Source organism: Rubripirellula lacrimiformis (assembly GCF_007741535.1).
Classification (GTDB): domain Bacteria; phylum Planctomycetota; class Planctomycetia; order Pirellulales; family Pirellulaceae; genus Rubripirellula; species Rubripirellula lacrimiformis.
On sequence record NZ_CP036525.1, the window covers coordinates 4,238,956 to 4,263,990 of the forward strand.

Annotated in this window: 24 protein-coding genes; 20 read left to right on the forward strand and 4 right to left on the reverse strand. The window is 56.9% G+C overall.

Going from position 1 to position 25,035, the window contains the following annotated elements:
* Positions 1-277 precede the first annotated feature (277 nt).
* Both K227x_RS14715 and K227x_RS14720 read left to right on the forward strand, forming a co-directional pair.
* Positions 278-1,603 carry an ATP-binding protein gene (locus K227x_RS14715; RefSeq protein ID WP_145170572.1) on the forward strand — a complete coding sequence of 442 codons (1,326 nt, stop codon included), beginning with the start codon at positions 278-280 and terminating at the stop codon, positions 1,601-1,603.
* Between the two features lie 6 nt (positions 1,604-1,609).
* The gene (locus tag K227x_RS14720) at positions 1,610-4,708 is read left to right on the forward strand and encodes a protein kinase domain-containing protein (protein ID WP_145170574.1); all 3,099 of its coding nucleotides are present in this window, start codon (positions 1,610-1,612) and stop codon (positions 4,706-4,708) included.
* A gap of 91 nt (positions 4,709-4,799) precedes the next feature.
* Here the strand turns inward: K227x_RS14720 and K227x_RS14725 are convergent, their stop codons facing one another.
* Together K227x_RS14725 and K227x_RS14730 are read right to left on the reverse strand one after the other, a co-directional pair.
* Positions 4,800-6,302, reverse strand: coding sequence for a YhjD/YihY/BrkB family envelope integrity protein (locus K227x_RS14725; RefSeq protein WP_145170576.1), 1,503 nt, complete (start codon positions 6,300-6,302; stop codon positions 4,800-4,802).
* A gap of 315 nt (positions 6,303-6,617) precedes the next feature.
* On the reverse strand, positions 6,618-7,118 hold the full coding sequence (locus K227x_RS14730) for a hypothetical protein (RefSeq protein ID WP_145170578.1): 501 nt from the start codon (positions 7,116-7,118) through the stop codon (positions 6,618-6,620).
* A 379-nt stretch (positions 7,119-7,497) separates the two neighbouring features.
* On the opposite strand from K227x_RS14730, the gene hpt reads away from it, so the two are divergent.
* Genes hpt through K227x_RS14745 form a run of 3 tightly spaced genes read left to right on the forward strand, consistent with a single transcriptional unit; the run spans position 7,498 to position 10,390 of the window.
* Positions 7,498-8,040 carry a hypoxanthine phosphoribosyltransferase gene (hpt, locus tag K227x_RS14735; RefSeq protein ID WP_145170580.1) on the forward strand — a complete coding sequence of 181 codons (543 nt, stop codon included), beginning with the start codon at positions 7,498-7,500 and terminating at the stop codon, positions 8,038-8,040.
* Positions 8,037-9,302, forward strand: a complete 1,266-nt coding sequence (locus K227x_RS14740; protein ID WP_145170582.1) for a glycosyltransferase family 4 protein — start codon at positions 8,037-8,039, stop codon at positions 9,300-9,302. The genes hpt and K227x_RS14740 overlap by 4 nt, the downstream gene beginning before the upstream one ends.
* Entirely contained in the window at positions 9,299-10,390 is a 1,092-nt protein-coding gene (locus tag K227x_RS14745) for a glycosyltransferase family 4 protein (RefSeq protein WP_145170584.1), read from the forward strand. The genes K227x_RS14740 and K227x_RS14745 overlap by 4 nt, the downstream gene beginning before the upstream one ends.
* 32 nt (positions 10,391-10,422) lie before the next feature.
* Here the strand turns inward: K227x_RS14745 and K227x_RS14750 are convergent, their stop codons facing one another.
* Entirely contained in the window at positions 10,423-11,004 is a 582-nt protein-coding gene (locus K227x_RS14750; protein WP_145170586.1) for a TetR/AcrR family transcriptional regulator, read from the reverse strand.
* Positions 11,005-11,340: 336 nt separating this feature from the next.
* Between K227x_RS14750 and K227x_RS14755 the strand changes: the two genes are divergently transcribed.
* The 15 genes from K227x_RS14755 (at position 11,341) to K227x_RS31425 (ending at position 23,473) form a co-directional block, all read left to right on the forward strand.
* Positions 11,341-12,006: an SOUL family heme-binding protein gene (locus K227x_RS14755; RefSeq protein WP_145170588.1), complete on the forward strand. Its 666-nt coding sequence runs from the start codon at positions 11,341-11,343 to the stop codon at positions 12,004-12,006.
* A gap of 346 nt (positions 12,007-12,352) precedes the next feature.
* Positions 12,353-12,700, forward strand: coding sequence for an ArsR/SmtB family transcription factor (locus tag K227x_RS14760; RefSeq protein ID WP_145170590.1), 348 nt, complete (start codon positions 12,353-12,355; stop codon positions 12,698-12,700).
* 135 nt (positions 12,701-12,835) lie between these two features.
* Positions 12,836-13,369, forward strand: coding sequence for a rhodanese-like domain-containing protein (locus K227x_RS14765; protein ID WP_145170591.1), 534 nt, complete (start codon positions 12,836-12,838; stop codon positions 13,367-13,369).
* Positions 13,357-14,181, forward strand: a complete 825-nt coding sequence (locus tag K227x_RS14770) for a sulfite exporter TauE/SafE family protein (protein ID WP_145170593.1) — start codon at positions 13,357-13,359, stop codon at positions 14,179-14,181. Before K227x_RS14765 ends, K227x_RS14770 begins: the two co-directional genes overlap by 13 nt.
* A gap of 32 nt (positions 14,182-14,213) precedes the next feature.
* A complete protein-coding gene (locus K227x_RS14775; RefSeq protein ID WP_145170595.1) occupies positions 14,214-15,644 on the forward strand; it encodes an MBL fold metallo-hydrolase in 1,431 nt (476 codons plus the stop codon).
* Positions 15,645-15,737: 93 nt separating this feature from the next.
* Complete coding sequence (locus K227x_RS14780) at positions 15,738-16,784, forward strand: cytochrome-c peroxidase (RefSeq protein WP_218934020.1); 1,047 nt, start codon at positions 15,738-15,740, stop codon at positions 16,782-16,784.
* Positions 16,785-16,857: 73 nt separating this feature from the next.
* Complete coding sequence (locus K227x_RS14785) at positions 16,858-17,349, forward strand: bacterioferritin (protein WP_145170596.1); 492 nt, start codon at positions 16,858-16,860, stop codon at positions 17,347-17,349.
* Between the two features lie 48 nt (positions 17,350-17,397).
* A complete protein-coding gene (locus K227x_RS14790) occupies positions 17,398-18,552 on the forward strand; it encodes a DsrE family protein (protein ID WP_145170598.1) in 1,155 nt (384 codons plus the stop codon).
* A gap of 156 nt (positions 18,553-18,708) precedes the next feature.
* Positions 18,709-19,329, forward strand: a complete 621-nt coding sequence (locus tag K227x_RS14795) for a c-type heme family protein (RefSeq protein WP_246146818.1) — start codon at positions 18,709-18,711, stop codon at positions 19,327-19,329.
* Between the two features lie 76 nt (positions 19,330-19,405).
* Positions 19,406-19,933 carry a rhodanese-like domain-containing protein gene (locus tag K227x_RS14800; RefSeq protein WP_145170599.1) on the forward strand — a complete coding sequence of 176 codons (528 nt, stop codon included), beginning with the start codon at positions 19,406-19,408 and terminating at the stop codon, positions 19,931-19,933.
* A 67-nt stretch (positions 19,934-20,000) separates the two neighbouring features.
* Positions 20,001-20,264 (forward strand): hypothetical protein, encoded by a 264-nt coding sequence (locus K227x_RS14805; RefSeq protein ID WP_145170601.1) that lies wholly within the window; start codon positions 20,001-20,003, stop codon positions 20,262-20,264.
* Entirely contained in the window at positions 20,264-21,409 is a 1,146-nt protein-coding gene (locus K227x_RS14810; protein ID WP_145170604.1) for an efflux RND transporter periplasmic adaptor subunit, read from the forward strand. The genes K227x_RS14805 and K227x_RS14810 overlap by 1 nt, the downstream gene beginning before the upstream one ends.
* Complete coding sequence (locus tag K227x_RS14815; RefSeq protein WP_145170606.1) at positions 21,406-22,617, forward strand: ABC transporter permease; 1,212 nt, start codon at positions 21,406-21,408, stop codon at positions 22,615-22,617. Before K227x_RS14810 ends, K227x_RS14815 begins: the two co-directional genes overlap by 4 nt.
* A complete protein-coding gene (locus K227x_RS14820) occupies positions 22,614-23,342 on the forward strand; it encodes an ABC transporter ATP-binding protein (RefSeq protein ID WP_145170608.1) in 729 nt (242 codons plus the stop codon). The genes K227x_RS14815 and K227x_RS14820 overlap by 4 nt, the downstream gene beginning before the upstream one ends.
* Positions 23,339-23,473: a hypothetical protein gene (locus tag K227x_RS31425; protein ID WP_261343449.1), complete on the forward strand. Its 135-nt coding sequence runs from the start codon at positions 23,339-23,341 to the stop codon at positions 23,471-23,473. The genes K227x_RS14820 and K227x_RS31425 overlap by 4 nt, the downstream gene beginning before the upstream one ends.
* A 158-nt stretch (positions 23,474-23,631) precedes the next feature.
* Here K227x_RS31425 and K227x_RS14825 read toward each other — a convergent pair whose 3' ends face one another.
* Entirely contained in the window at positions 23,632-25,005 is a 1,374-nt protein-coding gene (locus K227x_RS14825) for a right-handed parallel beta-helix repeat-containing protein (protein ID WP_145170610.1), read from the reverse strand.
* Positions 25,006-25,035: the final 30 nt, after the last annotated feature.

Sequence of the window (25,035 nt, forward strand, 5' to 3'; positions counted from 1 at the left end):
TCCATCAAAACCTAGCTCAACATTCGCTGCATAGGTTTGTTCACTGAAAAAGTTCAGACTTATTGCTTCGCCGGAGACCGGAAATGCCGGTAAATGCCACATTCCCTCTACAACGCACCCCCCGCCCATACTGAACATTGGGATCATGCGGAAAACTGGATAGAGACGACGTGATGGGCACTGTTTGCGTTGTAGGGTTTATCGAATCGGGAACCGTGCTTGCGTACAACCTGCGCCAACGGCCCCATCACCTTTCCCTACAATCGCGACAACCGTCATGTCCACTCTTGCGACAGAAACACAATCCTTCGAACCAAGCCTGTTAGGCGGCTTACTATCGAACGATACATTCTGGCCCAGTCAGCCGCAGAACACAGACGAAACCGGGCTCAGCGAGTCGTTCATCGAAGCCTTGGTGCTGAAGACGGTGCTGATTGGTGGGACAGTAAGCGGCAGAGTCATATCCGAACGCACCGGGCTATCGTTTCGAGTGATCGAACCGCTGTTGGATATGCTGCGAACCCGCAAATTGGTATCGCATGTGCGGCCGGCGGCATTCAATGATTACTACTATTCATTGACCGAAGCTGGACAACAACGCACGCACAAGCACATGGAACAGTGCAGCTACGTCGGACCGGCTCCGGTTCCGTTGGCGGACTATGTCGTCAGCGTCGAGGCACAGGCCGCTGGCATCGAACCGATTGATCGCGATCAACTGCGCGAAGCTCTTTCCGCGATTTCGTACCAAGATTCCCTGCTGGACGAGCTTGGCCCCGCGGTCAACAGCAACACCGGGATGTTCCTGTTTGGTCCGCCCGGAAACGGAAAGACCACCATCGCCAGGTGCCTGACGCAAGTACTAGGACAAGAGATCTGGATTCCTCATGCTGTCCTTGATGACGGGAATCTGATCAAGCTGCAAGATGATGCCTTTCACCGGCCGGCACCGGTGCCCGAATCCGGCGGAAACATTCTAAAGAATCAAGAATGGGACCGTCGTTGGCTCCGCATCGGGCGTCCAACGGTCGTCGTCGGCGGTGAACTGATCATGGACAACCTGGAAGTTCGCCACGACCCTCGTTCGAACGTCTGCGAAGCTCCCCTCCAGATGAAAAGCAATTGTGGATCGTTATTGATCGACGACTTCGGAAGACAACGCATTGCACCCGAGGAGCTACTGAACCGGTGGATTGTTCCATTGGAAAACAAGTGCGACTACTTGACGCTACCGACGGGAAAGAAGATCCAAATCCCGTTCGAACAATTGATCATTTTCTCTACCAACCTTGATCCGGAATCGTTGGTCGACGAAGCGTTCTTGCGGCGTGTGCCGTACAAGATCTTTGTCGATGATCCAACGGCAGACGAATTCAAGCAGTTGATGACGGAAACGTCGCAAAAGCTTGGTTTTCCCGACACGCCCCAAGCAGCCTCGCACTTGCTGCGGTTCTATGAAGACAACAAGCGGGCCAAACGCAGATGCCATCCCCGCGACCTGCTGACCCAGGTAGCGAACTTCTGCAAATATCGAAAACTGCCGATGGCAATTCGGCCCGAGTACCTAGATCAAGCCTGTCGCAGCTACTTCAGCAACCTGTAAAACATCATGTCCACGATCTACAAAAATCTGATCATCGCTGGCTACGAGCCTGTTCCGGGCTACGTGCTGGAAGAGGTGATCGGCCGTGGTGGCTTTGGCGAGGTCTGGCGAACCAGTGCGCCGGGGGGACTGAAAAAGGCGATCAAGTTTGTCTTTGGTCACCAAGATCAGTCACGCGCCACTCGCGAACTGCGATCGTTGGAACGAGTCAAGGGAGTCCATCACCCATTCCTGTTGACGCTAGAACGATTCGAGATCATTGACGATCAATTGCTGATCATCACAGAGCTTGCGGACTGTTCCCTGGAAGATGTGTACAAGCGACATCGCGACAACGGTTCGTGTGGGATCCCACGTGACCTGCTGTTGTCGCACCTGCACGATACCGCCGACGGGCTGGACTATTTGCACCAGTCCTATCAGCTGCAGCATCTGGATATCAAACCGGGCAACTTGCTGATCATCGGGGGACACGTCAAGGTCGCCGACTTTGGACTGCTGAAGGACCTACGAGATATTGATTGCAGCGTTGTCGGCGGTCTAACACCGGTTTACGCACCACCGGAATTGTTCGACGGAAAGCCCAGTCTGCACAGCGACCAATACAGTTTGGCAGTGATGTTCCAAGAACTGCTGACCGGCACGCGGCCGTTCAGCGGACGGACGATTGCCCAATTGGCGACTCAGCATGTCCACAGTGCACCGAACCTAGAAACGCTGCCGCCAAGCGATCGTCCAGTTATCGCCAAAGCGCTTGAAAAGAATCCGAACCGACGCTTTCCAAGCTGCAAAGCGTTTGTCGAAGCGCTGCGACACCAAGGCGTTCGAGCTCGATTGTCATCGCGACACAACGTCGATCCCGCCGGGAACGTAGACGCCGATTCAAAAAGCGACGACGCGCCGCTTCCAGTCGAAGACTTGCCCCAGATCAAGACCGGCCCCGGGGCGGAGTCAGCTACCACGCTCCATCACGCCTTGGTGATCGGGTTGGGCGGTACGGGTGCCGCATGTGTGCGTGAACTTCGGCACCGCATCGCGGACCTTCACGTGGCAAGCCCACTGCATCTGCATAGCGCGGTGATCGACACCGATTTGGCCACCATCGATGCTGTCCGATTCATCGAAGCATCCGACCGAGTGCCCCGATGCACCCCGATCTACACGCCGCTGAAAACGGCACATGAATACCGAAGCACGCGAACCGACCGGCTGAAATCGATCTCGCGGCGTTGGATCTACAACGTCCCACGCAGTGGTTCCACCGAAGGCATGCGGCCATTGGGGCGGCTTGCGCTCGTGGATCACGGCGAATTGGTCACGAAACAGCTTTCACAATCGATCGAAGCGTTGGTCGCTGACGCGGGCGATACCAAACCGCGAATCTATGTCGTTGGTTCGCTTGCCGGCGGCACCGGCAGCGGTATGTACATCGACGTCGTCCATCTACTTCGCAATCTGCTGGACCAAGCCGGAAAGGAAGAACTGAAGATCCTTTCGCTGCTTTCGTCCGTCCCGATGGCCGTGGACGTTTCGAATCCACTCGCACTGCACGACACCCAAGCGGCACTGAACGAAATCGAATTCTTCATGCAGGTCGGCAATGGGTACCCAGGCGACAGCGGCGCCGGATTCTCTAGCGTTCCCGCAGCAAGAACGCCGCTGCGAGATCTGTATGTCGTGGCTTCGTCGCCGACGGATCAGTATTCGTCGCTGCCGATCGAAACGATCACCGAATACCTGTGGACCGATGCAACGGGCTGCGGCGACTTGTTGGCTACCGCACGAAAGTCGCAACAAGCAGAGAATCAATCGGTTCGTCTTCCATCGCTGCGTTCGGTCGGTGTGGTTCCGCTGGGCGATCGCCATCGTCTTGAAACGCGCGTCCTGTCGCCCGCGATCGTACGTGAACTGTTGACACGTTGGCTGGGCATTCCGTCCAAGTCTCGTCAGGCAGCACCGGCGCTGGCCGATCGATTGCAACGACGCATCAATTTGTCCTTGGAACACACGATCGAAACGATCGAAGAACATCTCGATCCAAACTCACTCCCGTCACTGAACCTGCGGTCGCTCGATCGTTACATCGCGGATTTGGTCCGAACCGGCGAATGCGACTGGTTGTCTGCCGGATGGCAAAACAATCTGTACCGCGAAATTTCGGTTTGCTTGAACGATCGACGCGCAAACATTTCCACTGTTTTCGAGGCCTTGGACCTGCTGGTCAAACGTTCCACCGAGTGGCAAAACGAAGCCCTGCGTTCCACGCCGACCCACACCGGATCGTCGGAATCGGGCATCGGTCAAAAGTCGTTCATCGATACGGTTGTGATGCGATTGGCAGCAAGGCAATTCGAACAGCTGACGATCCATTTGAAGTTCTTGGAAGAACGCGTGGAACGATTCGCGGCGATTCTTGCGGTCGCGATCGTCGAAACGAAGAGCGAAAATGGGGATAAGAACCCTTGGGACACATTGCCCGATGCGGTTCGTGCAACTTTTGATGATGTCGTCACCCGTCTGCACACCGCGACGGTTGGCGAAAGGCTGGTGCGGCCACTGAACGACCTAGGGGCCAATGTGCATTCGCGTTCGCTGATTTCCGGGTTGACCAAGATGGCGATTCCATTGGTCATTCGCGTGATCGAGAAACACAGCAGCGATGTGGCGATCGCACGCGAACAGGGGGGCAGCGAAGAAGATCTATCGACGGCCAGCATTGCCGATGCTTCCCCCGCTTCGATGATGAACGCCACGGAACACACGTTCGATTTGGATGTCGTTCAGCAGGCGCGGATGCCTTCGGGACCTGTATCGGTGGACGAGGCGATCCAGGCCGTCAAACCGGCGCTGCTGGCGATGGGCGGACGTCAACGCCTGATCCTGATTGTGGGCAGCGAAGTCGAACGCAGTCAGCTGGAGCCGGAACTACGCGCGATCCACAGCGGTGCATTGACCGTGGCTGTGCTTCCCAACGCGGAACCCAAATTGATCCACGAGGCACAGGGAATTTCGATGCAGAATATCCTGTCTCGGTTGACGGTTTTGAATGGCGCCAACGAACAAGTGACCGCTCGCCTGGCAAGCCGCGTCGATGTTGACTTTTAGCGAAAGCGGATCGACGTCGTCTGAAGAACGTGCTGCGATGTAGGGCTTAACGATTGGTCGGACAATTGCCTTTCGTTTGGCAAGCGGAATCTTACAGATCCGCCAACGTCTTGCCCGCGGCCGCTTCTCGTTCGGCCAACTTCAGGTCGGCCAACGCACGCCAGGCCGGATGATCGCGGGTCGGTCGAACCTTGTGTGCCAACCGCAAAATTTCCGTCAGCTCAATCTTTTCAGCGGGCCGAGACAGGGTTAACGATTCTTCTTCGCCTGCGCCTGCAGTGACTCGACGCAACAACCCGGCATCGATCAGTTTGCTGGTCATCTCGCTGACCACGCGGCTGCTTAATCCGATTCGATCGGCAAGTTGTTGGTTGTCGACGGTCGTTCCGGCAGTGAATGCAGCCCCCACTTCGCTCATGATTGGCAACATCCAATCCGGATCGCCGTTGGGCAATGCGTCTTCGTTCCAGCTGAATTCATTGCGTTGACCATCCGGAACGGTCTGCAACGCGTATGTCAGCGTCAGCCCGAACAATACGATCAGCCAAGTGATATAGATCCAAAACAAAAACAGAGGAATCAAACCAATCGATCCATAGATCGCCGAATAGGGAACTGCTTTGGCGACGTAGATCTGGAACCCGAACTTGGCGAATTCCCAGAACAAGGAACCGACCAGCGAACCGACCAGGGCGGCGCGGACTGATACGTGGGTGTTGGGCATTAGCGCGTACAGCAGGAACAGCAGCACCCAACTGGCAGCGATCGACAGCAAGTGGATGAGCACCAGACGCGACGTCGACCCGGCTCCTATCTCGACAAACCAATCGACCACTTGCCCGGACATGTACAGACTCATCGCCAACAACCCACTGCCCAAGGTGATGATGGACCAATGGATCGCCAAACGGATGTGAATGGGACGCTGCGATGGCGCGTCGTAGATGCGGTTGAATAGATGCTCGGTCGAATCCGCTAACGCAACCGCAGCGTAGACAAACAACAACAGTCCGAAGACACCGATCGATTTGAAGTCGATCGAGGCCACTTTCGCGGTGACACCGGAAAGAGTGCGTCGAATACTGGCCCTAGCCTGACGAACAGATTCTTCTTTGACCGTCTGCTTTGCCTTGGCTTCGTCTTCGGAAACCGAGATCGCTTCGTCCAGATCCACGACGGCATCGAAATCGAACTCACCATCCTGGTCCGGCGGCGAGTCCGATTCAAAGGGAGCCGTCATCTGTAGATCCTCCCCCGGCACCATGTCCTCGGTCGCCAAGATGCTGGGCGAATAATCGGCGGGGATCTCGGGCACACCAAAGAACGAATACAGTTGATCTTCGACCTGACTTTGGACCTCGGTTAGCCCGCCGACGACTCGAAACATCACCAATCCCAATACCACCACCGGGATCAACGAAAAGATTGTGCGATACGTCAGTTCGGCGGCCATCCCGTCGGCCCGATGACGACGCAGTTGTCGCCAACAATACGCGGTCAGTTCCCAGCTCTGCCGAATCACATTCTGGCGGCGACTGAGTTGTTCTGGTGGACAACGTACGGAATCAACGAGGTATTCGAGAAACGGCGTCATCGATTTCGTGATTCCACAGGCCCAGCGGCAACACCGACGCACACGGTGTGGGTGCGCGGTGGTCAAAACCTAAGCTTAACCGAACACCCCAACGGCGGCCCAGACCAAGCCCAAGTTCGGACAGCCGGACGGAAAAGATGTGCGATGTCCCGGGGAAATCGGCGCTGCGTCATGCAGAAAGCATGAACCGCACTTCGTATGCAAACGACAAGTCTTGTCTTGTCCCGCATCCGCAGCTCCCCTCCCCCCCAATTCGTCGCGGCAACCCGAAGGCTGCCATGGGATGGGGCGGCGGATTTTAGTTCCTCGTTCGGGTTAGGCGGCGCGGCGGATCTCGCCACCACTTTGATCATCAGCCGAATCGCGGTCGGAATCGACCGATGGGGCTTCGTCTTCCGATGCGGTGATCGCATTGGCTCGGTTCGCTGCGGCGTGATCGGCCATCGACAGGATCGCAGGAACTTCCGCATCTTCGTGGACGTGATCGGCGTGATCATCGACTGCGACCACGGGTGCCGGGCGACGAAGGAATTGGTCGATTTCGTCGGATTTCAAGACGCAGACCACCCCATCCCGGTTGTGGTAGATCTTCAATTCGTCTTGTTCGATGAACCAAATTGCGTTGTGAGACTGGGTGCGAAAGCGACGCCCACAGAAGAACTCTTCACGAATCAGGAACGATTCTTCGATGATTTCCGCGCTGATGCAGTCAGCTTCGTCCGCTCCATCGCCGCTGCCCTGTTCGCCGCTGCCCTGTTCGCCGATCCAACGCAGGAAACACTCGCGGACGGTCGACAATCGCTGAGAATTGGTCATGCGGCTTTCATCAACACAGGTTGCGTAAGTTGCGTACAACGGCCAAATGACTTTCGTCATCGGCCAACGCGGACACCGCCCACCCATCTTGGGGCTTCCGGCAGATGCGTTCTTGGGCGGCACCGACTCGAAGTGTCGCCCGTTAGGCGATAAGTTGTGCTGGATGCACTTCCACGCCCCTCTCCGTTTTCGGCATCCTGCGACCGCTGCCATCGGTGCATTTGGACCGGCCGTTACGTTGCTCCCAAACTACGCAGACTGACACCCGAATCGCTTTCCGGTTCCGGTCGGGGGATGGGGTAGTCTTCAAACATCGATCCCGACGCAAGTTTCCTGCTGCTCCTTTTTTCCATTCATTGAAGTTTCGAGGTGATCCACGATGCGAGTCCTGCTGACCGAATCGCAATTGACCGATGGGGTCGAGCGATTGGCTGCTGAAATCGACGCTCACTACGGTGATCGGCCGCTGACGGTGATCGCGATCATGACGGGATCGCTGGTTCTGTTTGCCGACCTGATTCGGCGGCTTTCGATGCCACAGCGGGTGGGAGTGATTCGGGCGTCTAGCTATCGCGGCGGAATCAAGTCGGGTGAACTGACGGTGGATTCCCAAATGATGATCGATGTGACCGGACGCGATGTGTTGTTGGTCGACGACATCTTCGATACCGGAAAGACGCTGGACCGGATCAGCGGCATGATGACGGACTTCGGCGCTGCATCGGTGAAGACGGGCGTTCTGTTGCATAAGAACACCGACCACGTGGTGGATTTGCGTCCCGATTTTGTAGCCTTTGAAATTCCAGACGAGTTTGTCGTCGGCTACGGGCTGGACTATTTGGACATGTATCGCAATCTGCCCTACTTGGCTGTTCTGTCGCCAGACGAAATCGCACAAACCGCCGCGGACGCCGCATCGTGAATCGTTCGGTCCGCGTACTGTTGATTGGACGCCATTTCTGGCCCCACGGATCCTTCGATTCGGCGGGTTACATGGTGGAACTTGCGACCGGGCTACACCGCCATGGGGTGCAAGTTCAGGTGTGCACGCCGCGATACGCTGCCACATGGCCAGAAACGTTTTCACTGCGAGAAGTTTCCGTTCATCGCCCAGCCGCGGCCCCCAAAAGTGACTGGTCAATCGGCCGATACACGCGTCAGTTGACCCAATGGCTGCGTCAGAACGCGGCGTCGTTCGACGTGATGTACGTCGACTCGATACGCGAAGAAGCTGTTGCTGCGATCGAGGCTGCCCGATCGACAGGATGCCCGACGGTACTGCGATACGCCGGTTGGGGCAAACAATCCGATGCAACCTATTGGAACACCACCCGTTCCGGACGTCGTTGTGGTTCGATTGGCAAAATGGCGGATGCCGTGATCGCCAAAAGTGCGCCCTGCAGCCGTGCACTGCTGGCCGATCGCTATTCGGCCGATCGCATCGTTCGGATCGGCCCCGGATTCACCGCCGGCGCGCAGCGGACCGCGGCGGTTCGCAAGGAAGCCAGGAGTTCGCTTGCGGCCGCAAACAGCGACCTATACGCAGACCCCGACGCGCCGATCGCGATCTGTACCGCGGCAATGACGCGTGACACAGGACTGACCGACCTGGTACGTGCAACGCGTCACCTGGTCGATCGCTACCCGAACCTGCGAGTCTGGTTTATTGGGGACGGGCCCTATCGCGATTGGATCTACGATCAACTACGAGGCGACGGAATCCGAGCCTCCATTGCGATGCCAGGTTCATTTTGCGAATACGACGACCTGTACGCTGCCGCCGATCTGTATCTGCAAACCGACGATTCGGGGTTGGACCACTTCCTGCCCAAAGCCGTATCGGCCGAGCTACCGATCGTCGCTGTTCGCAGCGAAGCGGTCTCGTCGCTGCTGGCACCACCGATTTCTGCGGCCACACAATCGGAAAAACCTCAGGACTGGGTGCGTTGGATTGACGATCCGGTTCCAACTGCGTTTCTGGCCGCGATATCGAAAGTGTTGGACGATCTGCCCGAACACCAGCATCAAGCTAGTCTGCTGCGGCGACATTGGCTTCGCGCCAACCCGATGACAGGAACGATCGACGCGTATACCAGTCTGTTCCAGCGTGTCATCGAAAAGAAGTCCAACGCCAAATTGAAACACCGCGACAGCCTCGGCGACTCGGCCGAATCAGCATCATGACGCAGCGAATTGTACAAATCATTCCGACAATGGATCGTGGCGGGGCCGAGAAACAGCTGTGTTTGTTGGCAGCCGGATTGCCGCGCGATCAATTCGACGTGCATGTCGTCTTGCTAACCCGCGACGGTCCACGCAGCGAACAACTACGGCACGCCGGCATTCCCGTCACCGTGATCGGAAAACGTTTCAAAGCGGATCCGTCGGCATTGTTTCGTTTGCGCAAACATCTGACTCAGTTGAACCCCGATATCGTTCACACCTGGCTGTTCGCCGCCAATAGCTTCGGACGGGCGGCTGCGAAGTGGGCAGGCGTGCGACGGATCATCGCAAGCGAACGCTGCGTCGATCCATGGAAAACGAGTTCACACTTTTGGATCGATCGACAGCTGGCGAAATGCACGGACGCGATCACGACCAATAGCGTGGGAGTCCGTGACTTCTATGCCAATCACGGAATCGATCCGAACCTGTTTCGGATCATCCCCAACGGAATCCCACCACGATCGAAATCCAAAATCAGCCGACAAGAAGCGTTTGCGAGATTGAAGGTCGACCCCGAACGCAAGCTGATTCTAGCGGTCGGCCGGTTGTGGCCGCAGAAACGGTATCGTGATTTGATTTGGGCCGCCGAGATGACCGCCACGGTCCGCGAGGATACCACGTTGGTGATCATCGGCGAGGGGCCCCAATCAGGCGAACTGTTGCGCCATCGCGACGCCGTGACAGCGCCGTCGCGAGTACGGTTTGCGGGGCAACGCAACGACGTCGCCGATCTGTTGCCCCACGCGGATGTCTTCTGGATCGGAAGCGAATACGAAGGCCAAAGCAACTCGGTCATCGAAGCGATGCAGGCGGGCGTGCCAGTCGTCGCCAGTGACATCCCCGGCAACCGAGACCTGATCGTTGACCAGGAGTGCGGTTTCTTGGTGGAGATGGGGGACACGGCCGATTTCGCCAGGCGAACGCTGACGTTGCTTGCCAACCCTGAACTAGCCGACCGGTTAGGCCAAGCAGCCAAGCAACGTATCGACACAAAGTTCACCGTCGCCAACATGATCGCCGCCCACCAATCGCTGTACCAGGAATGATCGCGATTGGATCCGGCCGCGCGGTGACGGTCTTAGCAGATCAACCGTTTGGCTTGTTCGGCAATTTGTAGCAAGGCCGTTTTGGTGAACGGTCCGCGGCCAAGCACACGGATCCCAGCCACCAGCGCCAGCAGAGCTCGGGCAGTCGGTTTCGCATCCACCGACGCGGGGATATCACCGCGGTCCTGCCCACGCCTGATCGCCTTCTCGAAGAACGTGGTCAATTCTTTCAACGCGTCGGTGACGACTTTTTGGATTTCCGCGTCGCGGTGCGAGTAGTCCAGTGAAGTGTTGACCAACAAGCATCCCTTTTTGCTCGGGTCGTTCAGAGAATCGCTGACGACGTGGTCAATCAACGCCGCGATACATTCACAGGGATCGTCGATGGCGTCCATGCGGCGGAGCAAAGTCTTCTGTCGCTGTTGGTCGTACCGCAGCAGCGACCGAAGAAACAGGTCGTCCTTGCCACCAAACGCGTTGTACAGACTGCTTCGCTTGATCCCCGTGGCAAGCAGAATGTCCGAGATCGAGGTGGCGTCGTACCCTTTCTGCCAAAACACCAACATCGCCTTCTCGACCACATCCGACTCTTCAAATGATTTTTCCCAAGGCATCGCATGCGACTCGTGTTCGGTTTGATCTTGAGTTCGATGCTTGATTCTAACCGTCGTGGACCTTTCGGTCCAAACTGTACTTTCAAGCCCTAAAAACGCGGGCCGATTCAATCGTTTGCACGACAATCGTTGTCGGACGCGTCGTGCATCCTGATGGAATCAACGGTCGGACATCTCGGCGGTGACTGCCAAGGTTGGAATCGCTGCGGTAAGCCGCATGAAGGTTTGCCCGCAGGCGCCCCTTTTCATCGATCTACAATCCAACCGAAAAGGGTAGTCGGCGTTCGATCTACCGTCGCGGGTTTCGGTTGGAACAGATTTGCCATGGATTTCGGGATGATGCGTAAGAAAATGTTGTACGTCGCAAGTGTCGCCGTCCTGGTGACGGTGGGAGTATTCGTGTTTGGGCGCTCCACTCGTGCAGGGTACGAATCGGCCGAGTACAAGGTGATTGAATCCGACGGCAAGTTCGAAGTTCGCGAGTATCCGGATCTGATGCTGGTCGCAACGACGACCGAGATCGATGCCGAGGGACGCGACGGCAGTTTCATGAAGCTGTTTGGCTACATCAGCGGTGCCAACGAATCGGAACAGAAGATTTCGATGACCACCCCCGTCTTCATGGAAAACGACAAGGCCGATTCAGAAGCTCAAATGGGGTTCGTGATGCCCAAGGACGTCGCCGCCGGCGGTGTCCCAGTTCCCACCGGAGCGGATGTGGACGTCCGAAAACGTTCCGGCGGTCGCTTTGCCGTGCTACGCTTCTCTGGACGAATCAACGCCAAGTTGGCGAAAGAGTCGGAGGCGAAATTGAGGCAGTGGATGAAGTCGAAAGGCCTGGTCGCAGCTGACGATCCCGGAAACAGCGGTGTTGAGGCCGCTTCCTACGACCCACCCTTCACTCCTGGACCACTGCGTCGAAACGAGGTGCTGATTCGTCTACAGACGCCCGCGCCAGCTGCTGCCGAAGCACAGCCCAGTGATAACGCACCGGCGAAGTAGACGCCATAACCCGTTGGCCGGAGGCGACCGGCATGATGCTTTCGCCTCTCCGAGGCTGTCGTCAGCTGGGCGGTCTCTTTCGCCGGGTTCCCTTGTCTCCGTACGCCCCGACGCTCAGGCCCGATTCCGCCTGAAGGCGGGACTACCAACGGTGACAATGCAGCGCGTGTCGCTATCGGCGATGCGTCTCTGGGATGTGCCCGGACGCTCACCACCGTGCGAAAGGGCTCGGATCCGATCTCTGGAATAGCCCCGCGTATGCTTCTGTCTAAAAATCTTTCACAAACAATACATTGACACCTCGCAAGGTGACGATATATTGAATGGAAATGCTACGGAGAATCCTATGGCGACAAAATCGATCAAGACGAAGTCGACCAAGCCGGTGGCGGATGCGTCTGGCAAGCCACCTGGTTCGGTCGACGACTTTGTAGATGCGGCAGAATGCCTGAAAACTTTGGCACACCCCGTGCGACTTCGGATTGTGCAGCTGTTGTTGCATGGCCGTTTTACGGTGGGTGAATTGGCGGCAGACTGCGGGATCCCGGACAACGTGGGTTCGGAACATTTGCGGTTGTTGCAGCGTTGTGGTTTTTTGACCAGCCAACGTGACGGGCGGCGGGTTTATTACAGCGTCGCGGAACCCCATTTGCAGCAGTTGATGGCCTGCATCGAAGGACGTTTCTTGCCCTGATGGGCGAAGGAACGTGGAAATGAGACGGTCTTTCGAGCGTCTCTTTTTTAGAAACATACATATCGTCGCCTCGCGAGGTGACGTCGCGGAGATGTTTAAGATTGTGCTGGGAACTATTGGAAAGGAACGATGGAAATGCAAACGATTGATGTCAAGACGCTGGCGAAACAGCAAGCGAGTAGCGAACGGAATCTGATCGACGTTCGGATGCCGACGGAGTACCGCGAGGTGCATGCCGAGGGCGCCGAAAACTACCCACTGGATTCATTGGACCCCCAGTCGATCGCAAAAGCGAAAAGCGGGCCGATCTATGTGATTTGCAAAAGTGGCAACCGTTCCAGCAAAGCGGTTCAGAAGTTCCTGGACGCCGGGGTCGACAACGTCGTCAACGTGGATGGCGGCACGACTGCGTGGGTGTCTGCTGGGTTGCCAGTCGTGCGAGGCAAAAAATCGGTTTCGCTGGAGCGCCAAGTTCGCATCGCGGCCGGTTCCCTCACCTTGGTTGGTGCGGTGCTTGGGTACTTCGTGCATCCGGCCTTCATCGGTCTATCGGCATTCATCGGTGCGGGCCTGATGTTTGCGGGGATCACCGATACCTGCGGGATGGGCATGATGCTATCGAAGATGCCCTGGAATCGTTGCACGGACGGCGGATCATGTTCGCTTTAGCGATCCTCTTCGGCGGCATCGTCGGCTTTGCACTGGGATTGACCGGTGGCGGCGGCGGTGTGTTTGCGGTGCCTTTGCTGGTTTACGGACTAGCGGTCGCTCCGCGAGAAGCCGTCGGGATTTCTTTGGCTTCGGTCGGCGGCACCGCGCTGTTTGGTGCGGTACCTCGATTGATTCGCGGTGAGGTTGAGCTTCGAACGGGCTTGCTGTTCGCGGTCGCAGGAATGTTCGGTGCTCCGATCGGCTCGTACCTGTCGACGCTGATCCCCGAGAACGTCTTGCTGATGATGTTTGCAGTGTTGATGTTGGTTGTCGCACAGCGGATGTGGGTAAAGACAAAGAACCCGAGTCTTCCCAGTGGGGTTTGCAATACCGAGAACGCTACCAGTCGTGACCTTAGTGCTTGTCAACGCGATCAGGACGGCAAGCTTCGGTTGACGTCGAAATGCGTGCGGTTGTTGATCCTGGTTGGGCTGGTGACGGGCGTGCTTTCGGGCATGTTCGGCGTCGGCGGAGGTTTCGTCATCGTGCCAGCCTTGGTGCTCTTTAGCGGGATGGCGATTCATCGTGCAGTGGCGACATCGCTGTTCGTGATTGTGTTGGTCAGTATCAGCGGCGTCGCTTCGCACCTGGCTAATGGAAACGAGTTGTCGTTGCCGGTGGCTCTGCAATTTTTGGCGGGAGGCTTTGCAGGCATGTATGTGGGTGGCGTCGTGGCAAAGCGTCTGAAGGGACCCACGCTTCAGAAAATATTTTCCGTTGCCGTCGTGTTGGTGGCAGCTTTCGTGATTTTTAAATCCATTGCTCTCTAAGTCTCATTGGCAATTCACCGGGGAACCAAGTCATGTTGCTAAAGTATTTCTACGATCCAAAACTTGCTCACGCTTCGTACCTTGTTGGTTGCCAGCGCACCGGCGCAGCGGTGGTTGTTGACCCGGGTCGCGACATCGACCAATACATCAGCGCGGCGGGCAACGAAGGTGTGGAGATCACCGCCGTTGCCGAGACTCATATCCATGCGGACTACGTCTCCGGTGCACGCGAGTTAGCCGATCGCGTCGGTGCCAAACTGTATGTGTCGGACGAAGGCCCGGCGGAGTGGAAGTACCAGTTTTTGGATGCCTACGAACACCAACTGGTGCACGATGGCGATCACTTCATGATCGGTAACATCCAGTTCGATGTGCTTCACACCCCCGGGCACACGCCCGAAAGCATTTCCTTTGTGTTGACCGATCGGGGCGGTGGTGCGGACAAGCCAATGGGCATCTTCACCGGCGACTTTGTGTTTGTCGGATCGATCGGACGCCCTGACTTGTTGGAGGAAGCCGCCGGGATAGCAGGCACTGCCGAACCCGGTGCTCGCGACCTGTTCAAATCAGCCGAGCGTTTCAAGACACTGCCCGATTATTTGCAAGTCTGGCCGGCCCACGGCGCAGGCAGCGCATGCGGCAAGGGATTGGGAGCGATTCCGTCCTCCACCGTTGGCTATGAAAAACGGTTCAACCCGGCGTTGCAGTTTCATGACCAGGAAGAGTTCGTACGATACATCCTGGCCGATCAACCCGAGGCACCCAAGTATTTCGCGGTGATGAAGCGAGTCAACAAGGAAGGGCCAAAGATCCTAGGACCAGATCATCATCACACCATGCTGGACATCGCCAAACTGCCGGACGCGCTTGCATCCGGTACGGTGGTCGACCTGACCGAGTCTGCTGAATTCGGAAAGGGGCATGTGGCCGGCACGATCAACATTCCACTCGGCATGCTGGCCGGATGGGCGGGTTGGTTGGTTGACTACGATCGTCCGACCTACCTGATCTGCGACGCTGATCAGTTGGAAGAAGCTGCCCGCATCCTGCACAAGATCGGTGTCGAAGAAATCGTCGGCGGTTTCCCCGCCCGCGAGGTGAGATCGGCTGGGCTTGAGACGGAAACCTACACGACCGGTACCCCGGCCGAACTCTCCGCCGCCATCGAATCGGGCGAAGTCCAACTGCTGGATGTTCGGTCCAACGACGAGTGGAACGAGAGCCACATCGAACAAGCCCAGCATCGCTTCTTAGGACGACTGCCGAACAATTTGGAAGATCTTCCGAAAGACAAGAAGCTAGTGGTTCATTGTCGCAGCGGAGCCCGTTCGGCGATTGCCGCCAGTGTGTTGCAGGCTGCTGGCGTCAAGCAGGTCATCAACCTGACGGGCGGGTACATGGCTTGGAAATCGGCTGGCTTGCCGAGCGTCAAGTCGGAACCCGCCACCATCGGTCGCAGCTAACCGAGCGATCGCGGAACAGCCGCCATCGCGGTTGTTCCCAACTTGTCCACCCAACTCTCCCCCGCGAAAAAAACGAGAGAACGAAGCAGATCGATGATTGTGAACACCCCAACCATGCTAGTCCGAACACTTTGCAGCTTGATTGCGATGGCGGCAACCACGGTCGTGGCGGCAGACTTCGCCGCCCTTCCCAAGACTGCGACTTTGGAAACCGATTCGCCGCAGATCATCGCACTGGGCAAGAAGCTATTCTTTGATCCGAGGCTTTCGGCTACGGGCACGGTGTCTTGCAACAGTTGCCACAACCTGATGGAAGGCGGGGACGATGGTCGCGCCACGTCGATGGGTGTCGACGGGTTGACGGGAGGGCGAAATTCACCAACCGTTTGGAATGCAGTCTTCCAATCGTCTCAGTTTTGGGACGGTCGTGCAAAGGATCTAGCGGAACAGGCCAAGGGACCGTTCGTCGCAGATGTCGAAATGGGGATGGGCGTCCACGATCAAGTCGTCGGGCGGATTCAGCAAATTCCGGACTATGTCCGAGAGTTCGACAACGTCTTCGGCCAAGGCAACGCAGTCACGATCGACAACGCGGTGACGGCAATCGCGGCATTCGAACGAACTTTGATCACCCCCAACGCACCGCTGGACCACTATTTGGCAGGCGACAAGAACGCCCTGACCGATGCTCAGGTTCGCGGCATGGACTTGTTCCAGTCCACCGGATGTACCGAGTGCCATTTTGGGCCAGCGTTGAACGGATGGGACCCCGGCGATGACGAAGCGGTCTTCGTTGAATTTCCGCGGAATTTGGATTCGTCCTTCGTCAGGAAATATGATCTCGACAGCGACCGCGGCAGGGCGGAGGCGACGCAGCAAGAATCAGACGCCCACCAATTCAAAACGCCGGTTCTGCGAAACATTACGCTGACCGCTCCGTACATGCACAACGGCAATGTCGCGTCGCTTGCCGAGGCATGTCGGGTGATGGCAAGCACGCAGCTAGATACAGATCTGTCCGAGGACGAAATTTCCGACCTCGTAGCGTTCATGGAATCCTTGGTGGGCGAGTTCCCACCAATCACCTTGCCGCGACTGCCATCTCGCAGCGGCACATCCGTCGTCGTTGAATTCAAATAGCAGTGCGAGGCCACCAACAATCGCGTGGTCAAGCAAATCAACATTTTTTCACTTCACCCCATAAGGGAAACCGATGAACAAGCCGATCACGAAGCAAAACCTGCAGACCGCTCTATCGATGGAACTCACAGCGATGCATCAGTATCAACTGCATGCATGCGTCCTGGACGATTGGGGCATGGATCTTCTAGCCGCCAAGATGCGTGAGGAGATGATGGAGGAAATGGGCCACTCGGAAGCATTCCTGGTGCGGTTGCTGTTTCTAAAGGGCGAACCGCGCGTCGAACATGCCAAGCTTCCCAAACGGGCCACGTCGCTGAAGGAGATGTTCGAACTGGACCTTGCCGACGAAACAGAAGCAATCGAGTTTTATTCCAAGGCCTCGGTCGAAGCGGCGCAGGAAGGCGACATCGGCGGCCGGTTGCTTTTCGAGCGAATCGCGTTGGACGAGGAAGGACACATGAGTTGGCTGGAATTGCAGCTTGATTTGCTAAAGCGGATGGGCGAACCGGCCTATATCGCCAAACACATGCCGGCACCCACGACACATTCCTCCGCCGAGTAGTCGCTGCGAACCCTTTCATCCAAATTCTGCGTCCCCATAGGTGCCCACATGAATCGCTTTCCTCTTTTAATCGTCATCGGTTGCTGCTGTACATTGCTGTCGGCGGCGGCTTGGTCACAAGACAACCAGAGCCGTGGACAGGGACACGGACAGGGACACGGCCCCGGTTTTGGGGCTGGACGCGGACAAGGATTGGGGCCGGGGCGTGGAATGGGACGTGGCGCAGGACGTGCAGCGGGCCAGGGCCGACAAGGCCAGGCACAGCATGAAGCGGCGCCAGCGACGGAAAATCATGGACACCATGGGCACGATGATCGACACGACGAAGATCGCAGCGTCTTTCAGTACCTATTGCAGAACCACCAACAGATCCGACGCACGGTCAAGGAATTGCCCAACGGCGTCGAAACGTTGACAGAGTCCGACGTTCCCGAGATCGCCAGCAAGATCAAAGAGCACGTCGAGTGGATGGAGTATCGTATCGAGAACACGAATCCGATCCGCATGCGAGATCCACTGTTCGCAGAGATATTCAAGCATACCGATAAGATCAAGATGATTCACGAGGACACCGAAAAAGGCGTCCGGGTTACCGAAACGTCCGACGATGCGTACGTCGCCAAATTGATCCAGGCCCACGCGAAGGCAGTCTCGGGTTTTGTGGAGCATGGCTTCGCCGAAGCGATGAAGAATCATGCTGTTCCATCGCAGCAACCTGCAACGGCGGTCGGAACCTCACATCCCGCGATCGCGGGCCACGGTGCGGTTGTCCAATTGCCAGTCGCCGCGATGCAACCACGCACCGGCACCAAGCTGCTTGTTGACATCACGCGGGGTAGCGACCCCGGTGAATTGAACAACGCACTTGAAAAGGTTGCGAAGTATCTGAACATCTACGCCGGTGGCGGCGCAGAGCCCGCATCCGCCCAGATCGCGTTGGTCTTCCACGGCGACGCAACGCTGGCCGTCCTGAATTCAGATGCCTACGCGGAAAAGTTCAGCACGGACGAAAACCCCAATTTGGATCTGCTGCGGCAGCTGCACGAAGCCGACGTCGAAATGTATGTCTGTGGGCAAACGTTGATCTCCAAAGGATCATCCCCGAAGGACGTTGCGGTATTTGTGCAGACTGCGGTCTCGGCACTTACCGCGGTCGTCAACCTACAAGCCGACGGATACGCCTACCTTCCGCTTGGGAAATGAACAAGATGACCGCCCACCCTTTCGATGTCACCTCACCACCATGCGCAACCTATTTGACGAACCAAGCTGGGGTTGGACCAGCGATCCTGTTCAGGTCAACCATCCCTCGGGGATGTACGAATGGGGATGCGTTCTTTCACGACAGGAATCGAGAGAATGAAACGTACAGTGATCCGATCACCCCTTCCCCTTGCGTGCGTCCTGACGACCATCGCATTGATGGGATGCGGACAAAAAGACATCTCCGTCAGCGAGCCGAACACGCAAGATACCGCCGACACGACGGCGGTGGTCGCAGGTGAACTGCCTAGCGAAGAAGACCAGCAATCCATGTTGGCGGCGAAGGACGCGTTGTTCCAAAAGCTATCAGGCCGACTGATGCAAGCGATGGGCCAACAAGGGCCCGCGGCGGCAATTCAGGTTTGTCAGAAGGAAGCTTCTCAAATGGCGGCGGAAGTTGGCCAGGCGACGGGCATGCGTATCGGACGGACAGGCGTTCGACTGCGAAACCCCCAAAACCAGCCGCCGGCTTGGGCCAAGCCGCTGACGGAACAACGCATCGATACGGCGACTTTCGTTAAACTTGACAACGGTGACTCGGCCGCTTTGCTGCCGATCAAATTGCAAAGCCAATGTTTGATGTGCCACGGTCCCGAAGACCAGATTGCCCCCATCATCTCCGATCAACTTGCCAAGCTGTACCCCGCCGACAAAGCCACGGGGTTTCGCGAAGGCGAGCTACGTGGATGGTTCTGGGTTCAAATGCCATCCAGCTGATCCAGGTCGCAAACGTTTGATTTCATCCATCACGATCGATTGACCTTTTTCCTCACAGTCCTGAAACCAATTCAACATGAAGAACAACTTGATTCCAATCGCCACGCTCACACTGGTGTGTATGACGGCCGTTCCTGTATCGGCCCAGTTTGGGCGTCTTTTTGGCGGTCCTAAAATTGAGACCGTTGAAACCGACGAGCTGAACAAGATGTTGTCACAACAGCATCAGGCGGTTTTGAAAGCGAAAGACTCGGGCACGGAAGCCCCCGAGGCAAACTTCGTACTGGTGGATGTAAGGTCCAACAAGGAAGTGAAGGTTTCTGTCATTCCCGGCGCGATCACCAAACAGCAGTATGAAGAGGATCCGGCGAAGTATCGGGGAAAGCTAGTCATTGCATATTGCACCGTCGGTGGACGCAGTGGCAACTATGCACGCGAACTGGCAGGCAAAGATGTCAAGGTAAAGAACTACGAGGGGAGCATCCTGAAGTGGGTCGGCGCCGGCTTGCCACTGATCACCTTAGACGGCCAGCCGACCAAGCGGGTCCACACCTACAGCGACCGCTACAAGATTCCTGCCCAATACGAACAGATCGCCGACTGATCCAGACATTCACGACCAGAACGACCACCTGCGTACGACACACATTCACCACCGAGGTACCCAAGCGATGAATCAAAGCGAACCACAAATGACGGAAACACCGATAGATGCAGACAGTCCCCCCAACGATGTCGACCTGAAACAACGTGTCAACGAATCGTTGTTGAAACTTGGATACGTGCAAGCGAAGTTTGTCAGCGAAACGGCGGGCAAGGTGACCATCGAGTGTACCGATACGGATCGAAATGATCAGTGCGTGATGCAGGTCGCGGTCCGTCTATTGCCCGGGGTGACTTCGGTGGCGTTTGTTGCCAGCGAAGGAGCCCGCTGATGCGACACGCCGCCAAACTGCTGAATCTCGCAATCTTAGTCGCGGTTGTCGGTGGCGTCGTTTACTGGCTACGGTTCAAACCCGTCCCCGTGATAGAACACCAGGTTCAGATCGGCACTGTGTTTGACGAAGTGATGGGCACCGGAACGTTGGAAGCCCGCGTTTCCGCCACCATCAGCCCCAAGATCTCGGGGCGCATCGAAGCCCTGTTCGCAGATCAAGGAGACACCGTGTCGGCCGGGGATCAGTTGGTGCGACTTGACAGTAGCGAACTGGAGCAACAGGTTGCCATCGCCGCAGCGAACGTCGAAACAGCCAACGCCGCCATCGTTCGGCTGAAAGCTGACAAAGATCGCGCCAACGTCGTGCTGACGCAGGCGGAAAAGAACTACAACCGCGTTGAACAGCTTGCCAAGCGAGACGCAACCAGCCAAGGCGACATCGACCAGGCCGCCGAAGCACTTGGGATCGCTGTTGCCGACGTGTCTCGTGCCGAAGCCGGTATCAACGAGGGACAAAAAGGGTTGTTGTCGGCGGAGAAAAACCTGCAGTATCAACAAGCCCGGCTCAGCGACACGGTGATCGTCGCACCCTTTGATGGAATGCTGGTGAAGCGACGTCGCGAACCCGGTGATGTCGTCGTGCCGGGCAGTGCGATTTTGACGTTGATTTCGACCGACGAACTATGGATCAGCGCATGGGTCGATGAAACCGAGATGTCAAAACTGGACACCGGTCAGCAGGCCCGAGTCGTGTTTCGCTCGGAACCGAATCGATCTTTTCCGGCGCAAGTTGTGCGACTGGGACGCGAAGCCGACCGAGAGACGCGGGAATTTGTGGTCGATGTCCGTGTGATCGAGTTGCCCAAGAACTGGGCCGTGGGTCAACGCGCCGAAGCCTTTGTTCGTGTCGCGGATCCACAAGATGTTCCCCTGGTTCCGAAACCATTTTTGGTCCGACGTGATGGTCAAGATGGCGTCTTTGTCAACGATGGCGGGGCTGCGATCTGGCAACCATTGACGCTTGGCACTGAACATGCCGATTCGATTGGGATCCCCACGGGTTTGGCGGCGGGCACCGTCATTGTGAAACCAGTATCGGACGGCGGATCGCTTGAATCCGGCCGCAGGGTCGTGGTTCCATGAACTTGGCATTCAAAGACATCAAACACAATTGGGGACGATTCGTTCTGACAGCCGTCGGCATTGGAATGCTGTTGATGGTCGTGATGGGCATGGGCGGGATCTACCGCGGCATCATCGAGGACGCGACATTGTTGGTCGACCGTGTGGATGCCGACATCTGGGTTGTCCAGCGTGACACCCGTGGCCCGTTTGCCGAACTGTCCCGCGTACCGCCGACGCTTGTGCACCGCGTTGCTGCGGTCCCCGGTGTCCAATCATCGCGAGGATTTGTTTACCACACGATCCAACGGGAACGTTGGGGGCACCCCATGCGGATCGCGGTTCTAGGGCTCGATTGGCCGACCGATCAAGGAGGGTGGCTGCCACTTGTCGAGGGCCGCTCACTTCGGCGGGCTCACTATGAAATGATCGCCGACCGTTCGTTGGGCATGAAGGTTGGTGAAACGATTCCGTTGGGAAGGGACCATTTCACGGTCGTTGGTGTGACCGATAGCATGATCAGTGCCAGCGGTGACGGGTTGGCCTTCTTTTCAATTTCCGACGCGCAATCGATTCAATTTGACAGCCCCGGTGAAGCGATTCGTCTGGAGCGATCGGCCAGAGAATCACGCGGTGAAGCCTTCGAAGCAATTGTTCGCCAACCGTCGCTTTTGGACAACGCATCCAACCCCACCGCACAACTTCCCGCGATTGCTCGGTCGCAGGTCAGTGCGGTCATGGTAAAAGTGTCCAAGGGTCACCTTGCCGAGGATGTGATGTCGATCATCGATGGTTGGGGCGATGTTTCGGCTTTCACCAGTGATGGTCAAAAACAGTTGCTGCTTCGCGGGACCGTGGAGAAGGCTCGCCGACAGATCGGCATGTTTCGCATTCTGTTGACGGCTATCGCAGCGATCATCATGGCCCTGATCTTGTATACGCTGACGCTCGACAAGATTCACTCGATCGCACTGCTGAAACTGATCGGAGCGTCGAACTTTGTGATTCTTGGCTTGATCCTGCAACAAGCCCTCGTCCTTGGATTGGTGGGTTACGCGATCGCCTATCTGCTTGGTAGCCAATTGTTCCCTCACTTCCCCCGCCGCGTGATTTTGGCGGATATCGATCTGATTCAGTTGGCACTTGTGGTTGTCGCGATTTCGATTGGATCCAGCCTGATGGGGATTTGGAAAGCCTTGAAGGTTTCCCCCAACGAGGCTCTCACATGAGCAAACCGGATCAAGAGCAAGCCGCCATCGTGGCAACCGATTTGACCAAACGATACGGAAGCGAAAACACCGAGGTGGTCGCAATGCGAGAAGCTTCGATGACCGTTCAATCCGGGGAGGTTGTCGCCTTGCTTGGCCCTAGCGGCAGCGGAAAGTCGACCTTTCTAACCGCGATTGGGCTGATCAACCCGCCGACATCCGGCACCATCGTAATCCGCGGCACTCTCGTCCTGGATGGCGAGACCGCGGGCGTCAATCTGCGTTCCTTTCGTCGACAGCACATCGGATACGTATTCCAGAAGTCGAATTTGATTCCGTTTCTATCGGCAATCGAAAACGTTCAGATTGCGATGCAGCTTAACGGCGAATCCAAGCGTGCGTCGCGTAAGCGTGCGTTGGAGTTGATGGACTATTTGGGGGTCGCAGATCGTGCGGACAACTTTCCATCCATGTTGTCCGGAGGCCAACAACAGCGAGTCGCGGTCGCTCGGGCGCTTGCGAATCACCCAAGCGTGATCCTAGCCGACGAACCCACCGCTGCGTTGGACGGTCAGCGCGGCCGCCAAGTGATGGAACTGTTTGCGAAGGTCGCCCATGAACAAGGATCTGCCGTGATCGTCGTCACGCATGATCACCGATCTCTTGATGTCTTTGACACGACCTACGAAATGGAAGACGGCGTCATCACCCGGTCCCAACACTCGGTCACGCAATTGGATGGATGAAGCAGCGGTTTGCGATCGGCAAGGACCTAGACTCCGTCACGCAAGCCAATCCACGCTCGATCAGTGCGGTTCGGTCCGAAATCGGGTGGTGCTTGGCGGGCTGCCAAGCGATGCCGTTGTTCGTCCTGTAGTTGTTCGGATGCGTCTGGCACGGCGCGATCGAGTTCACGATCCAAATGTCGGGGACCATCATGGTACTGGGACCGGCAACCGACAATGGACACGCGGGATCGCGACCGATCGCCGCATCGACAGACGGTCCATCGCACGAGCGATCTGTTCAAATAAATCAGTTCGCCGTCGCTTGCCGCGATTCCACGTGCGATGCGGAAACGTCGCGAACCCGGTTTGCGTCAGTCTGTCCGACGACGCCTTGACCGGATTCCGGAAGATCGGTGACGGTGCAATCGGTAACGCTACAGTTGGTGCAGTCTGCGATTTCGATGCCGTTTCGGGAACCCGAAATGACGCATTCGCTAACTCGCGTGTGTTTGCACGCTTCTAACGTGATGGCTGCGTTGCCGCCCAGCAGATTGTGGCAGACCAAACCGGTAACGCTACAATTCGAAGATTGTTCCAAAACGACCTGGCCTGTACCGGATGCTTCGCGCGGATTCATGATGCTGTTGGCGATCACGATCCTTTCACACTTCTGGACCAAAACGTCCGTTGGCTCGGTCGTGAAATAGGTGTTGCCGACCAGGGTGACATCAGATGCTTGGATCAGGTGCACATGGGTGTGCGTATCGCTAAGCACATTTCCCGTGACCGTAATCATGTTGGGCTGGTATTCGTCGCGACCGGCGATGCGAATGTTCGCACCACCCGGCGCTTGCTTTTGTGCATGGTAGTGCGCGGAATGCTGAATCGTGTTTCCGGTGATCGCCATCTCTGCGATGGATCCACTCTTGCGACAATCCACAAAGATGTTTCCTGATTCGGTGGGGGTGGTGTCGTCGGGCATGTTGGCTTCGATGTCGCATCCGGTGATGTGGACATTGCGTACATTGCCGCCGCGAACCACGATTCCTCCGCCCCTGTTGTAACTGATGTGCGAGTTGGCGACGTTGAACTGGTGCAGGTTGACCTCGTTTAGGAACAGACCGATACCAGAGTTCTCGTACAGGTGCACGTTCGAGATCGCGACATTGCGATTCCGCTTGCTCAGCACGATCCCGTGGCGGGCCTTGCGTACGTGAACGCGGCTGATCGTCGCTTGCATGGTCTGGACCAATTCGATGCCGTCTGCTTCGGGATGCGCCCCAACGATTCCAATGCCATCGATCAACGGCATGCGTTCTAGCCACGTGTGCGGTTGGATCTGTTTCGGGTCCGCGGAACCGACCAGGCTGCCCGTGATACGAATCGCAGGCCCGGCCGCGTTCATATGGATCGTCACTGGCCCATCACCACGAAGTGACAAGGCACCGAACTTGGTCAAATCGATTTCCAGAGTACCACCAAACTCGTAATGCCCTGCGGGAATCACAAAGTTGCCTTGGGAACTTTCCAATTGCTGCGCCAACTTCAAATGGTCAACGGCTGTGGATGACACCGTGGGCAAGGCGGAATCCTGGGCGACGGAATTCTGGGCGGACACCGTTGTGACGGAGCAGGCGATCAACATGGATGCCGCAAACGCGGGGACAAGGCAAGGGTTCATCGATCAAAATACCAAGGGAGGGATCGGAGG